The organism is Burkholderia sp. 10_S31, from assembly GCF_056930375.1.
In genome coordinates, this window is sequence record NZ_JBXOWK010000003.1 from 2,287,739 (window position 1) to 2,301,271 (window position 13,533).

Annotated in this window: 10 protein-coding genes; 5 read left to right on the forward strand and 5 right to left on the reverse strand. The window is 69.0% G+C overall.

Annotated elements, in window-relative coordinates; all coding sequences use genetic code 11:
* Positions 1-136: 136 nt before the first annotated feature.
* The 5 genes from AC1Z3W_RS30795 to AC1Z3W_RS30815 form a co-directional block, all read right to left on the reverse strand.
* Positions 137-982: an alpha/beta fold hydrolase gene (locus AC1Z3W_RS30795; RefSeq protein ID WP_057925219.1), complete on the reverse strand. Its 846-nt coding sequence runs from the start codon at positions 980-982 to the stop codon at positions 137-139.
* Between the two features lie 229 nt (positions 983-1,211).
* A complete protein-coding gene (locus AC1Z3W_RS30800; protein WP_483509236.1) occupies positions 1,212-3,704 on the reverse strand; it encodes a DNA internalization-related competence protein ComEC/Rec2 in 2,493 nt (830 codons plus the stop codon).
* Between the two features lie 57 nt (positions 3,705-3,761).
* Positions 3,762-4,550: a TatD family hydrolase gene (locus AC1Z3W_RS30805; protein WP_057925428.1), complete on the reverse strand. Its 789-nt coding sequence runs from the start codon at positions 4,548-4,550 to the stop codon at positions 3,762-3,764.
* 65 nt (positions 4,551-4,615) lie between these two features.
* On the reverse strand, positions 4,616-5,374 hold the full coding sequence (gene lolD / locus AC1Z3W_RS30810) for a lipoprotein-releasing ABC transporter ATP-binding protein LolD (RefSeq protein WP_057925221.1): 759 nt from the start codon (positions 5,372-5,374) through the stop codon (positions 4,616-4,618).
* Positions 5,367-6,620 (reverse strand): lipoprotein-releasing ABC transporter permease subunit, encoded by a 1,254-nt coding sequence (locus AC1Z3W_RS30815; protein WP_057925222.1) that lies wholly within the window; start codon positions 6,618-6,620, stop codon positions 5,367-5,369. Before AC1Z3W_RS30815 ends, lolD begins: the two co-directional genes overlap by 8 nt.
* 162 nt (positions 6,621-6,782) lie before the next feature.
* Here AC1Z3W_RS30815 and AC1Z3W_RS30820 point away from each other — a divergent pair, with 162 nt between their 5' ends.
* The 5 genes from AC1Z3W_RS30820 to AC1Z3W_RS30840 all read left to right on the forward strand — a co-directional run bounded on the left by AC1Z3W_RS30820 (position 6,783) and on the right by AC1Z3W_RS30840 (position 13,524).
* A complete protein-coding gene (locus AC1Z3W_RS30820; RefSeq protein ID WP_057925223.1) occupies positions 6,783-7,859 on the forward strand; it encodes a hypothetical protein in 1,077 nt (358 codons plus the stop codon).
* Positions 7,860-7,869: 10 nt separating this feature from the next.
* Complete coding sequence (gene recJ / locus AC1Z3W_RS30825; protein WP_057925224.1) at positions 7,870-9,567, forward strand: single-stranded-DNA-specific exonuclease RecJ; 1,698 nt, start codon at positions 7,870-7,872, stop codon at positions 9,565-9,567.
* A gap of 160 nt (positions 9,568-9,727) precedes the next feature.
* Positions 9,728-10,832 (forward strand): peptide chain release factor 2 gene (gene prfB, locus AC1Z3W_RS30830; RefSeq protein WP_483509237.1). Its coding sequence is split into 2 segments (ribosomal slippage): positions 9,728-9,808 and positions 9,810-10,832, totalling 1,104 coding nucleotides; the frame shifts between segments, so codons are not numbered across the junction.
* A 75-nt stretch (positions 10,833-10,907) separates the two neighbouring features.
* Complete coding sequence (gene lysS, locus AC1Z3W_RS30835) at positions 10,908-12,434, forward strand: lysine--tRNA ligase (protein ID WP_057925225.1); 1,527 nt, start codon at positions 10,908-10,910, stop codon at positions 12,432-12,434.
* Between the two features lie 346 nt (positions 12,435-12,780).
* Complete coding sequence (locus AC1Z3W_RS30840; protein WP_483509238.1) at positions 12,781-13,524, forward strand: glycine zipper 2TM domain-containing protein; 744 nt, start codon at positions 12,781-12,783, stop codon at positions 13,522-13,524.
* Positions 13,525-13,533 lie beyond the last annotated feature (9 nt).

Below are 13,533 nucleotides of genomic sequence, written 5' to 3' on the forward strand. Positions count from 1 at the left end.
AAGCCCGCCCTTCTCTCAGCAATTGACGCGATGATCCCGCCCTTTCGCGCAGTGCCGCGCCAGCCGTGCGCGCCCGGGCGAAACGGCCGGCTGGTCGACGCAACCGCGCATGCGCAACGCGGTCCACCGGGCCGCGTCAGGCGCGCTTCGCGAGCGCCACGCTGTCGCGCGGTACGCCTTCCTCCGCCACCTTCAGCGAGCTCAGCATCCGCTGCAATGCGCGGGCCGTCTCGATAGGCCGCTCCATCGGGAACAGGTGGCTGCCCTCGAGCCATTCGATTCGCCCGCGCGCCGCGCGGCGCGTCGCCTCGAGCCCGACCTGCCGCACTTCGCGCGAGCGCGTGCCGGCGAGAAAACCAAGTGGCACCGGCGCGCCGTGCGCGAGCCGCGGGCCGAGCGTGTGCGGCAATGTCCGGTAGATCAGGTATTCGACCTGCCGGTCGAAGGCGAGCGCGCGTTCGCCGTCGGTGCCCGCCTGCGGAATGCCGTAGTCGATATAGTCGGACAGCATCCGCTCGTCCCAGCGGGCGAACGCCGGTTTCTCGTGGAAGTGCCGCCAGACTTCGTCGCGGCTCGTCCAGCGTGTGCGCCGGTTGCGCGTCGCGGCCGCCGGCGACAGCCGCTCGTCGAGTCCGGCCCACTGGCTCGCACGCAGCGCGCCGGCGCGCCACCCCGCGATGATCGGCGAATCGATCATCACCACGCCGCGCACCCATTGCGGCTTTTTCAGCGCGGCCATCAGCGACAGGTAGCCGCCGAGCGAATGGCCGACGAGCCAGACCGGGCGCTCGTAGCGGCTGCCGATATCGTCGAGCAGCTGCTCGACGAGATGCGGCCAGTCGCGCGTCACCGGGTAGCGGCGATCGTGGCCGATGCGCTCGATGTAGCGTAGTTCGTAGTCGTCTGCCAGCTCGGCGAAGATCGTCCGGTACGTCGAGGCCGGGAAACCGTTCGCATGCGAGAAGTGGAGGATGTCTTTCAAACGCCGATGTCTCCTTTGTCGACCGGAGTTAGCGCTTTAGCGCTTACTCCGGTCCCATGCTTCGCGGTCGACCGAAGTTGGTGCTTTGGCACTTACCCCCGCCCCATGCTTCGCGGTCGACCGAAGTTGGTGCTTTGGCACTTACCCCCGCCCCATGCTTCGCGGTCGACCGAAGCTGCTGCCCCAGCACTTACTCCGGTCCTTTTCCTGACGTGTGCAGTCGCGCCGATCACCGGCCCATCCAGTACCGTCGCTGCGCATCGCGATAGCGCTCGAACGCGAAGCCGCCGTCTGCCGGCGCGACGTCGAACCGCACGGCCCCGTCGCGATCGGTGCGCGGTAGCGGAATCCCGCGCGCGTCATAGCGTGCAAGGACCGTCCGGTGAGGATGCCCGAAACGATTGCGATAGCCTACAGGAAATACCGCGACGCGCGGCTCGACCGAATCGAGGAAAGGCTCGACCGACGACGTACGGCTGCCATGATGCGGTACGACGAGGATCTGCGCGGCCAGTGCGTCGCGCGCGTCGGACACCAACCGGTGCTCGGCACGCGCCTCGATGTCCCCCGTCAGCAGCGCCGACGTGCCGCCCGCGTCAATGCGCAGCACGCACGACTGTTCGTTCGACGGGCCGGCACCCGCAGCGCGCGGCGGCCACAGCATCGTGAAGACGACACCGTCCCAGGCCCATCGCTGCCCGGCCGCACAAGGCAGCCGATCGCCCACGCCGGCTGCCTGTGCGTCGCGCCACAGCCGGTGCCGCGGCGCAATGCCGGCGAGCAGCTGGCGGACCTCGGCGGCCGCATAGACGGCCGCCGCGCCCCCCGCGTGATCGGCGTCCGCATGGCTGAGCACGAGCGAATCGACGATCCGGATTCCGCGTGCCCGCAATGCCGGCGCGACGATCCGCGCACCGGCATGGGTCGACTCCGCTCCCGGCCCCGCATCGAACAGCAAGGTCCGGCGCGAGGTCTCCACCAGCACCGACGCGCCCTGCCCGACGTCGAGCACGGTCAGCCGGAAGCCACCCGGCGGCGGTGCATCGGGCGCCGGCGCGACTAGCGGCAGCCAGGTCATCGGCGCCGCCCAGCGAAGCGGCCAGCCGCGCGGCATCAATGCCCACACGACACCCACGCACGCAAGCGCCAGCACCGGCCAGTCCGGCATGCGCAGCCAGAATACGCCGGCCGGCCAGTCGGCAAGGTGCCGGAGCAGCACCATCATCGGTTCGAGCGCCGCATGCGCGAGCCGGAATGCATACGCGTCCAGCGGCGCGGGCAACCCGATACCGGCGAGCACGATCGGCGTCACGACGGAGCTGACCCACGGAATCGCAAACGCGTTGCCGAGCGGGCCCGATACCGAGATCTGCGCGAACCACGCGGCCGTCAGCGGCGCGAGGCCGATCGTCACCGCGTACTGCACGCGCGTCGCCTCCGCGATACGGCGCCCGGCACGCGTGCACCATGCACGCAGCCGACGCCGGCGGTCGACCGCGGCAGCATCATCCGGCGCATTGTCGTCGCCGCCGTCGAATTCGCGCACCGCGCGCCAGCCCGCCACGACCATCAGGATCACGGCGACCGCCCCGAACGACAGCCAGAACCCGGCCGACAGCACCGCCCACGGATCGGTCAGCAGCACGCCGCCGAGCGCCGCGCACAACACCGCGGACGTCGGCACGCTGCGTCCGGCCAGATAGGCCGCCGCGCCACCCGCGATCATCCACCACGCGCGCTGCGCCGGCACGTTGAAGCCGGCAAGCGCCGCATAACCGGCGGCGGCCGTCAGCGCCGCCAGGGAAGCCACGTACGGCGCCGGCATCACGAGCGCCGCGGCACGTCCGCGCCAGCGCAGGCGCCGCCAGACCATCGACACCATCCCGCCGGCGATCGCGCCGACGAGCCCGACGTGCAGGCCCGAAATCGCAACCAGATGGCTCGTGCCCGTATTGCGCAGCACGCGCCAGTCGTCGTCGCCGATGTCGGATTGATCGCCGACCGCGAGCGCGGTCACGATGCCGCGATGGCTTGCGCCGCTGCCGAGCGCGTCGCCGATACGCATGCGCAGCGCGTCCCGCAGCCGATCGATCGACGCGCGCCACCCCGCTGCGTGTGCGTCGAGCAATTCCGCCCGCTCGGGCGCGACGACATAGCCGATCGCACGAATGCCTGCGGCAAGCCACGCCGCCTCGCTGTCGCGCACGCCGGGATTCGCCTCGGCATGCGCTCGCTTCAGCCGCACGACGAGACGCCAGCGCTGCGCGGCGCGCAAATCGGGAATCGCATCGCGTGCGACGGGCGCGCGGTACGTGCGCCATGACAGCCGGATCACCGGCGGGAAACGGGCGAGCCTGGCGTCGTTCGATTCGACGGCAAACAACAGTCGCGCGCCGGTGTCGTCGATCACCGGCAACCCGCGGATCACACCCGTGACGACGATGTCGCGCCCTTCCCACTCGACGGGCAGGCTGTCGCGAAGCCGCCATTCGGCGCGCGCGGCCGCGTAGCCGAATCCAATCGCACCGGCAGCGCTTGCGCACAGCAGCCAACGGAACGCGACGATCGCGCGGGTTCGACGGCGCCGTGCGCACCATGCGAGCAGCGCGCCGCAACCGGCCACCACGGCCGCCTCGCCTGTCCAGACGCCCGCGCCCGGCAACGCCGCCTGCCGCTGCAGCACGACGACGCCGAGCGCGAACGCGATCCACCACACGCGCATCGCGCCTCCTCGTCGACCTGGCGCCGCCGTTCTCGAGACGACGCCTTCCGGCAACGATTATGCGGACGAAAGTGCGAGACGCGGCAGCGCGGCGAGCGCGTTAGCCGTTGTGGATAGGGACAGCGCGTGCGCGTCGGTCCCGCGCAGCTCGGCGAGCACCTCGCCGATGCGCGGCACCTGGTCGGGCGCGTTGCGGGATTTGTACGCCCACTCGGGTGCGATGTCTGGCGCGTCCGTCTCGACGACGATCGCGTCGAGCGGCAACTGCGCGGCGAGCCGGCGAATCTGCAGCGCGCGTCCGAACGTCACGTTGCCACCGAAACCGAGATGCAGCCCTTGTGCGAGATAGGCGTCGGCCTGCTGGAAACTGCCGTTGAACGCATGTGCGATACCGCGCCGCACGCCGAAGCGGCGCAGCCCGGCCAGCACACGGTCCTGCGACTTGCGCACGTGGCACAGCACCGGCAGGTCGAATTCGCGCGCGAGCCTGAGCTGCCCCTGATAGAAGAACTGCTGCCGGTCTTCGTCGAGCCCCGGCACGAAGTAGTCAAGACCGATCTCGCCGATCGCGACGAAGCGCGGATCGTCGAGACTCGCCTCGATCTCCATGCGCAGCCGGTCGAGATCCTCGTCGCGCGCTCGCGGCGTAAACATCGGATGGATGCCGAGCGCATAGACCGCGCCCGGCGTGCGCTGCGCCAGTTCGCGCACCGTCGTGAAATTGTCGTGCCCGACGCTCGGGATCACGATGCGCGACACGCCGGCCGCGCGCGCCGCCTGTGCGACCACGTCGCGATCGGCGTCGAATTCGGCGGCATCGAGATGGCAATGCGTATCGATCCACATGGTGGCTTCCTGCGCCTTCGCCGCGGCGCCGGGGTTCACCCGGCAGCGCGGCGCAAGGCCTTCGTTCACACCGGCAGCACCGGCTCCTCGTGCAGCACGCCGTCGCGCAGACGCATGATGCGGTCGCAGCGCGCGGCGAGCTCGGGATCGTGCGTGACGATCACGAAGCTCGTTTCGAGCGTCTCGGACAATTCGAGCATCAGGTTGAACACAGTATCGGCCGTCGTGCCGTCGAGGTTGCCGGTCGGCTCGTCCGCGAGCACGCAGGCCGGCTTCGTCACGAGCGCGCGCGCGATCGCGACGCGCTGCCGCTCGCCGCCCGACAGCTCGCCCGGCCGGTGCTTCGCACGCGGGCCGAGACCGACACGCTCGAGCATCGCCTGCGCCTGCTTGCGCGCGTCCTCGGCCGTCATCCGGCGAATGCGCAGCGGCATCGCGACGTTATCGAGCGCGGTGAATTCCGGCAGCAGGTGATGGAACTGGTAGACGAAACCGAGCGCGCGGTTGCGCAGGTCGTTGCGCTCGCGCTCGCCGAGCTGCGTAAACGGCTTGCCGAGCAGCGACACTTCGCCCGCGCTCGGTTCGTCGAGGCCGCCCAGCACGTGCAGCAGCGTGCTCTTGCCGGAGCCCGACGCGCCGACGACCGCGAGCTTCTCGCCGCGTCGCACCGTCAGCTCGGTGTTGTTGAGCACCTGCACGTTGAAGCCGCCCTGCACGAACGCCTTCGTAATCCCGCGCGCCTGAAGCACGTATTCCTGCATACCTGCCGAATCCTGTCTAATGGGTTGTCGTGAATCCGCGAATGCGGCTGCGCGATCATTCATAGCGAAGCGCCTCCGCCGGCTTCACCTTCGCGCCGCGCCAGCTCGGATAAAGCGTCGCGACGGCCGACAGCACGAACGCGATCAGGCCGATCTTGATGACGTCGCCCGCGACGAGTTCGGACGGCAGCTCGCTGATGAAGTACACCGACGGCGGCAGGAACTGCACGCCGAACAGATGCTCGATCATCGGGATCAGCCACGGAATGCTCCACGCGATCAGGCAGCCGAGCGCGACGCCCGATGCGGTGCCAACGAAACCGATCGTCACGCCCTGCACGACGAAGATCTTCATGATCGAACCCGGTTGCGCGCCGAGCGTGCGCAGGATCGCGATGTCGGCCTGCTTGTTGGTCACCGTCATCACGAGCGACGACACGAGGTTGAACGCGGCGACCGCGATGATCAGCGTGAGAATGATGAACATCATCCGCTTCTCGATCTGCACGGCCGAGAACCACGTCTTGTTCTGCTGGGTCCAGTCGCGGATGTACAGGCTGCCCGACAGCGTATGCGACAACTCGAGCGCGACCTGCGGCGCCTTCTGCATGTCGGTGAGCCGCAGCCGCACGCCGGTCGGCGCGGACATCCGGAACAGCGCCTCCGCGTCGCGGATGTCGATCATCGCGAGCGTGCTGTCGTATTCGTAGTGGCCCGACTCGAACACGCCGACGACCGTGAACTGCTTGAGCCGCGGCATCATCCCGGCCGGCGTGATCGTGCCTTCGGGCGCGACGAGCGTGATCTTGTCGCCGACCGTCACGCCGAGGTTGCCGGCGAGCGCATCGCCGAGCACGATGCCGAACTGGCCGGGCACGAGCGCGGACAGCTGACCCGCCTTCATGTCCTTGCCGATGTCCGACACCTGCGGCTCGAGCGACGGCTCGACGCCGCGCAGCATCACGCCGCTCACCGCGTCCTGGCGCGTGAGCAGCGCCTGCGCCTCGACATACGGCGCCGCGCCGATCACCGACGGGTTGCGGCGCGCTTCCTGCGCGGTCAGTTGCCAGTTCGGCATCGAGCCGGTCGGGGAGAACACCTCGACGTGCGCAAGCACCGACAGCATGCGGTCGCGCACTTCCTTCTGGAAGCCGTTCATCACGGACAGCACGACGATCAGCGCCGCGACGCCGAGCGCGATCCCGAGCATCGACACGAGCGCGATGAAGGAAATGAAGCCGTTGCCGGTCGTGCGTTTGCCGGCGCGCGTATAGCGCCAGCCGATCTGCCATTCGTACGGAAGTTTCAAGCGAATCCTTTCTGCTGGTTACGGCGGGGATGGCGGCCCGCGCCCGGCGCGCCGTCCGGCGGCGGCCGCCCGCCCGGGCGCGGCCGAAAAAACGGTCGCCGGACGCAATCGGGCCCGATCGAGCCGTCAGCCGGCCCGATCACGCGCGCAGTTTGCCATACAATGCGCACCATCATGCACGACCGACGCCTCCATTTTCTCGTTCCGTTCGCGCTGCCGTCGGCGGCCGATGCGGCCTCGTCCCTGCACACGCTGGACAGCCCCGCGCTCGAAAAGTTGCTCGCGCGCGCAAGCCTCGTCGAGCGCGTGGCCGGCGAGGACTTCCAGCGCACGCTGCCGCACGAGCGCTGGCTGGCCCGCCAGTTCGGCGCGACCCAGGGCAACGCCGCCGACGAGGCGCCGCTCGCGCCCTACATGCTGCTGGCGGACGGCGGCGCCCCCGGCACACAGGCCTGGGCATGCGTCGAGCCCGTGCACGTCGAAATCGCGCACGATCACCTGGTGCTCGTCGATCCGGCCAGCCTCGCGCTGGACGACGGCGACGCGGCCGCATTGCTGGCGGTCGCGCGCCCGCTGATCGAGGAGCTCGGCGTGCGGCTGGAAGCGCCGCAGCCGACGCGCTGGTACCTGTCCAGCGAGCAGCTCGCCCGCCTCGCCGGCGCCGCGCCGCTGCGCGCGAGCGGCCGCAACATCGAAATCTGGCTGCCGCACGAGGCGCACACCGGCGAACGTTCGCGAATGTGGATGAAGCTGCAGAACGAAGTGCAGATGGCGTGGTTCCAGCATCCGGTCAACGAAGCACGCGAAGCGCGCGGGTTGCCCGCCGTCAATTCGATCTGGTTCCATGCACAAGGCACGCTGAAGCCGGTCGCCAAGCCGTTCGCGCGCGTGCTGTCCGCATCGCCCGCGGCGCTCGGCCTCGCGCGCGCCGCGCAGGCCGAGGCCGGCGCCGTGCCCGCCGCATTCGGCGCGCTGCCCGCCGCCGCGGGCGCCGCGCTCGTCGAGCTGCCGACGCTGTCCGCCCCGTTCATCGCACAGGACTGGGCACGCTGGCACGACGCGCTCGCCGCGCTCGAGCGCGACTGGTTCGCGCCGTCCCTCGCCGCGCTGCAGGGCGGCGAGCTGGCCAGCGTCGACTTCACGCTGTGCGGCGACACGAGTTCCGTCACGCTGCACGCGACGCGCGGCGACCTGCGCAAGTTCTGGCGCCGCCGCGCGCTGGCATCCCTGTTCGAATAACCCGACCTGTATGACCCGGATCGTTACCCGCCCCGTCGCGCCCGCCGACGCCGAAGCGCTCGCGCGCCACGGCTTGCATCCCGTCCTCGCGCGCCTGTACGCGTCGCGCGGCGTGCAGTCCCCGACCGACATCGAGACCGCGCTCGCGCGCCTCGTGCCGCCCACCGAACTGAAAGGCTGCGCCGACGCCGCGTCGCTGCTCGCCGACGCGATCGCCGACAAGCGGCGCCTGCTGGTCGTCGCCGACTACGACTGCGACGGCGCGACCGCCTGCGCGGTCGCGGTGCGCGGCCTGCGGATGTTCGGCGCGCAGATCGACTACCTGGTGCCGAACCGCTTCGAATACGGCTACGGGCTCACGCCCGAGATCGTCGAACTCGCGGCCGCGCGCAAGCCCGACCTGCTGATCACCGTCGACAACGGGATCGCGAGCGTCGCGGGCGTCGAGGCCGCCAACGCGCGCGGGATCGACGTGCTCGTGACCGACCACCACCTGCCCGGCGACGCACTGCCCGCCGCGCGCGCGATCGTCAACCCGAACCAGCCCGGCTGCGCGTTCCCGAGCAAGCACATCGCCGGCGTCGGCGTGATGTTCTACGTGCTGCTCGCGCTGCGCGCCGAGCTGCGCCGCCGCGGCGCGTTCGCGAGCAAGGAAGCCGAGCCGCGCCTCGACGGTCTGCTCGACCTCGTCGCGCTCGGCACCGTCGCCGACGTCGTGCGGCTCGACGGCAACAACCGTGTGCTCGTCGCGCAGGGCCTGCAGCGCATCCGCAACGGCCGCATGCAGCCGGGCATCGCCGCGCTGTTCCGCGCCGCCGGCCGCGAGGCGCGCACCGCATCGGGCTTCGACCTCGGCTTCGGCCTCGGCCCGCGCCTGAACGCCGCCGGGCGGCTCTCCGATATGTCGCTCGGCATCGAATGCCTGATCACCGACGACATCGGCCGCGCATGGGACCTCGCGCAGCAGCTCGACGTGATGAACCGCGAGCGCCGCGAGATCGAGGCCGGCATGCAGCAGCAGGCGCTCGCCGATCTCGCCGACGTCGATCCGGCCGACGCGTGCACGATTACGCTGTTCAATCCCGAATGGCACCAGGGCGTGATCGGCATCGTCGCCGGGCGGCTCAAGGAGAAATTCCACCGCCCGTCGTTCACGTTCGCGCATGCGGACGAAGCCGGCACGCGGGTCAAAGGTTCGGGCCGCTCGATTCCCGGCTTCCACCTGCGCGATGCGCTCGATCTCGTGTCGAAGCGCGAGCCCGATCTGATCGTCGCGTTCGGCGGCCACGCGATGGCGGCAGGCCTCACGCTCGACACCGACAACGTGCCGCGCTTCGCTGCCGCGTTCGAGGCCGTCGCGCGCGAGTGGCTGTCCGACGACGCGCTCGCGCGCGTGATCGAGACCGACGGCGAGCTCGAGGACGCGTATTTCACGCCGCAGTTCGTCGGGATGCTCGATGAAGCCGTCTGGGGCCAGGGCTTTCCGGCCCCGCTTTTCTCCGGCGAGTTCGACGTCGTGTCGCAGTCGCTCGTCAAGGAAAAGCATCTGAAGCTGCAGCTGGCGCGCGGTCGCCAGCGCTTGAACGCGATCTGGTTCAACCACACCGAGCCGCTGCCCGCGAGTGCGCTGATCGCGTACCGCCTCGTGGCCGATACGTGGAACGGTGTGACGCGCGTCCAGCTGATCGTCGAGCACGCGGCGGGCTGAGCATCGAGCGCCCGGCCACCGGCCTGCGGCGCTCGCGGGCCGCACGCGCGCCGCGCCGGACAGGGCCGCGGCGCGCACGCAAGCACATTCCGCGTCACCGGGACACCCCGCCGATCGGCTATAATCCCGCTTTTTTACGAAGCAAGAACAGCGAACGATCATGGAAGCGGAACGTCTCAACGCGATCGAAAGCTCCCTGCTCGACCTGCGCACCCGCGCGGGCGAGCTTCGGGGGTATCTTTGACTACGACGCCAAATCTGCGCGTCTGACCGAAGTCAACAGGGAACTCGAAGACCCGAACGTCTGGAACGATGCGAAGAACGCCCAGGCACTCGGCCGCGAGAAGAAGCTGCTCGAAGGCGTCGTCACGACGCTGACGGCGCTCGATAGCGACCTGCGCGACGCGCTCGACCTGTTCGAGCTCGCACGCGAGGAAGGCGACGAAGACACCCTCATCGCATCGGAAGACGACGCGAAGAAGCTCGAAGCGCGCGTCGGCGACATCGAATTCCGCCGGATGTTCTCGAACCCGGCCGACCCGAACAACTGCTTCATCGACATCCAGGCCGGCGCCGGCGGCACCGAGGCATGCGACTGGGCGTCGATGCTGCTGCGCCAGTACCTGCGCTACTGCGAACGCAAGGGCTTCAAGGCCGAAGTGCTCGAAGAGTCCGACGGCGACGTCGCCGGCATCAAGAACGCGACGGTCAAGGTCACGGGCGAATACGCATACGGCTTCCTGCGCACCGAAACGGGCATCCACCGCCTCGTGCGCAAGTCGCCGTTCGACTCGTCGGGCGGCCGCCACACGTCGTTCTCGTCGGTGTTCGTGTATCCGGAAATCGACGACTCGATCGAGGTCGAGGTCAATCCGGCCGACCTGCGCATCGACACGTACCGCGCGTCGGGCGCGGGCGGCCAGCACATCAACAAGACCGACTCGGCGGTGCGGATCACGCACATGCCGACCGGCATCGTCGTGCAGTGCCAGAACGACCGCTCGCAGCACCGCAACCGTGCTGAAGCAATGGCAATGCTGAAGTCGCGCCTGTACGAAGCCGAGATGCGCAAGCGCCAGGCCGAGCAGGACAAGCTCGAATCGAGCAAGACCGATGTGGGCTGGGGCCACCAGATCCGTTCGTACGTGCTCGACCAGAGCCGCGTGAAGGACCTGCGCACGAACGTCGAAATGAGCAACACGCGAGCCGTTCTCGACGGCGATCTCGACGACTTCATCAGCGCGAGCCTCAAACAGGGCGTGTAAGCGCCGCGGCGCGGCCCCTGCGGTCGCGCCGCCCTTCCCGTTGCGTTGCCGCACCCACTCCGAATTCCGACCATCATGACCGAACCGACTCAAACGCAGCCCGCCGTCGCGGCGGACGAAAACCAGATCATCGCCGAGCGCCGCGAGAAGCTGCGCGCATTGCGCGAGCAAGGCGTCGCCTATCCGAACGATTTCCGGCCGACGCATCACGCCGCCGATCTCCAGGCGCAATACGCCGACTCGGACAAGGCCGCGCTCGAAGCGAACCCGGTCGAGGTGTCGGTCGCCGGCCGCATGATGCTCAAGCGTGTGATGGGCAAGGCGAGCTTCGCGACGGTGCAGGACGGGTCGGGCCAGATCCAGTTCTTCGTGACGCCGAACGACGTCGGCGCGGAAACCTACGACGCATTCAAGAAGTGGGACCTCGGCGACATCGTCGCCGCCCGCGGCGTGCTGTTCCGCACCAACAAGGGCGAGCTGTCGGTCCAGTGCAAGGAACTGCGCCTGCTGTCGAAGGCGCTGCGCCCGCTGCCGGACAAGTTCCACGGCCTCGCCGACCAGGAAATGCGCTATCGCCAGCGCTACGTCGACCTGATCGTCACGCCGGAAACGCGCGATACGTTCCGCGCGCGCACCAAGACCATCGCGTCGATCCGCAATTTCATGGACAACGCCGACTTCATGGAAGTCGAGACGCCGATGCTGCACCCGATCCCGGGCGGCGCCGCGGCCAAGCCGTTCGTCACGCACCACAATGCGCTCGACATGCAGATGTTCCTGCGCATCGCGCCGGAGCTGTACCTGAAGCGCCTGATCGTCGGCGGTTTCGAACGCGTGTTCGAGATCAACCGCAACTTCCGGAATGAAGGCGTGTCGCCGCGCCACAACCCGGAATTCACGATGATGGAGTTCTACGCCGCGTACACCGATTACCGCTGGCTGATGGACTTCACCGAGCAGCTGATCCGCCAGGCGGCGATCGATGCGCTCGGCACCGCGACGATCCAGTACCAGGGCCGCGAGCTCGACCTCGCGAAGCCGTTCCATCGCCTGACGATCACGCAGGCGATCCAGAAGTACGCACCGCAGTACACCGACGGCCAGTTGTCGGACGACGCGTTCCTGCGCTCCGAACTGAAGCGCCTCGGCGTCGACGTGTCGCAGCCGGCGTTCCTGAACGCCGGTATCGGCGCGCTGCAGCTCGCGCTGTTCGAGGAAACCGCCGAATCGCAGCTGTGGGAGCCGACCTACATCATCGACTACCCGGTCGAAGTGTCGCCACTCGCACGCGCATCGGATACGGTGCCGGGCATCACGGAGCGTTTCGAGCTGTTCATGACGGGCCGCGAAATCGCGAACGGCTTCTCGGAGCTGAACGATCCGGAAGACCAGGCCGCACGCTTCAAGAAGCAGGTCGAACAGAAGGATGCGGGCGACGAGGAAGCGATGTTCTTCGACGCCGACTACATCCGCGCGCTCGAACACGGGATGCCGCCGACGGGCGGTTGCGGGATCGGCATCGACCGTCTCGTGATGCTGCTGACCGACAGCCCGACGATCCGCGACGTGCTGCTGTTCCCGCACCTGCGCCGCGAAGACTGACGGCCGTGCCCGCGTGCGCGCCGCGCCCCGCGGCGCGCACGCGTCAGCTTTGTAACCACGCGTAAATCCCGCCTGCCGGCGTTCGCCGGCTCTTGATCATTCCCCGTTTTATCCCCTCGTCGCGGCGAGCTTCTCCGGGTTTTCCCGGAAGCGCCCGCGGGTTCCCCGCTGCAATTCGTTACACCTTGATACGGTGCGCCGCTCGCCCGTGGACGACACTCCTGTTGCGTCACCACGCATGACCACGGGACCAGAATGCGGCGCCGAAACGCCAAGTCTGCTCGCTCCCGAGCGTGGGATCCGGCCAGCGCCAACGTGCGAAACCGGGTCGACACTGGAGAAAAAAATGGACAACCAGAATCAAACCACGCCGCAAAAGCAACGCCTCCACCCGCTCATCGCGACCGCGGCAGGCGCCGTCATCGTCGCCAGCCTCGCCGCCACCGCCGCGATCACGGGTATCTTCCCGAAAGCCAACAGCAACAACGCACAGAACGGCCAGACCCAGGCCGCGCTGATCGCGTCGCAGCCGGCCGTCGATACGGCCGCGGCAGCAAGCGCCGCGCTCGCCGCGCAAGCGCAGCAGCAGGCAGCCGAACAGGCCGCGCAGCAGAAGCTGGCGGCCGAGAAGGCGGCTGCAGCGCAAGCCGAACCGAAGCCGGTGCCGCGCCCGGCGGCCACGCACCACCGCCATACGCCGGCACCGCAACCGCCGCAATATGCGCAACAGCCGTCCGCGCCCGCGCAATCGGCCCATTGCCAGACCTGCGGCACGGTCGTCGCGATCACGCAGACGCGCACGCCGGGCCAGAGCTCGGGGATCGGCGCGGTTGGCGGCGCAGCGGCCGGCGGCCTGCTCGGCAACCAGTTCGGTCACGGCAACGGCCGCACCGCGATGACCATCATCGGCGCGCTCGGCGGCGGCCTCGCCGGCAACCAGGTCGAGAAACAGGTGCGCGCGGAAACCGACTATCAGGTGCAGGTCCAGATGGAAAGCGGCGCGACGCGCACGTTCACGTACCACAACCCGCCGCCGTTCGGCCAGGGGCAGCGCGTGCGGATCGAGAACGGCACGCTGGTCGGCGCGTAACGCATGACG

Coding starts and splice junctions, on each gene's coding strand:
- AC1Z3W_RS30840 (WP_483509238.1), top strand. CDS start 12,781: ATGGACAACCAGAATCAAACCACGCCGCAAAAGCAACGCCTCCACCCG.
- AC1Z3W_RS30805 (WP_057925428.1), bottom strand. CDS start 4,550: ATGTGGATCGATACGCATTGCCATCTCGATGCCGCCGAATTCGACGCC.
- AC1Z3W_RS30820 (WP_057925223.1), top strand. CDS start 6,783: ATGCGCACCATCATGCACGACCGACGCCTCCATTTTCTCGTTCCGTTC.
- lolD (WP_057925221.1), bottom strand. CDS start 5,374: ATGAATGATCGCGCAGCCGCATTCGCGGATTCACGACAACCCATTAGA.
- AC1Z3W_RS30800 (WP_483509236.1), bottom strand. CDS start 3,704: ATGCGCGTGTGGTGGATCGCGTTCGCGCTCGGCGTCGTCGTGCTGCAG.
- recJ (WP_057925224.1), top strand. CDS start 7,870: ATGACCCGGATCGTTACCCGCCCCGTCGCGCCCGCCGACGCCGAAGCG.
- lysS (WP_057925225.1), top strand. CDS start 10,908: ATGACCGAACCGACTCAAACGCAGCCCGCCGTCGCGGCGGACGAAAAC.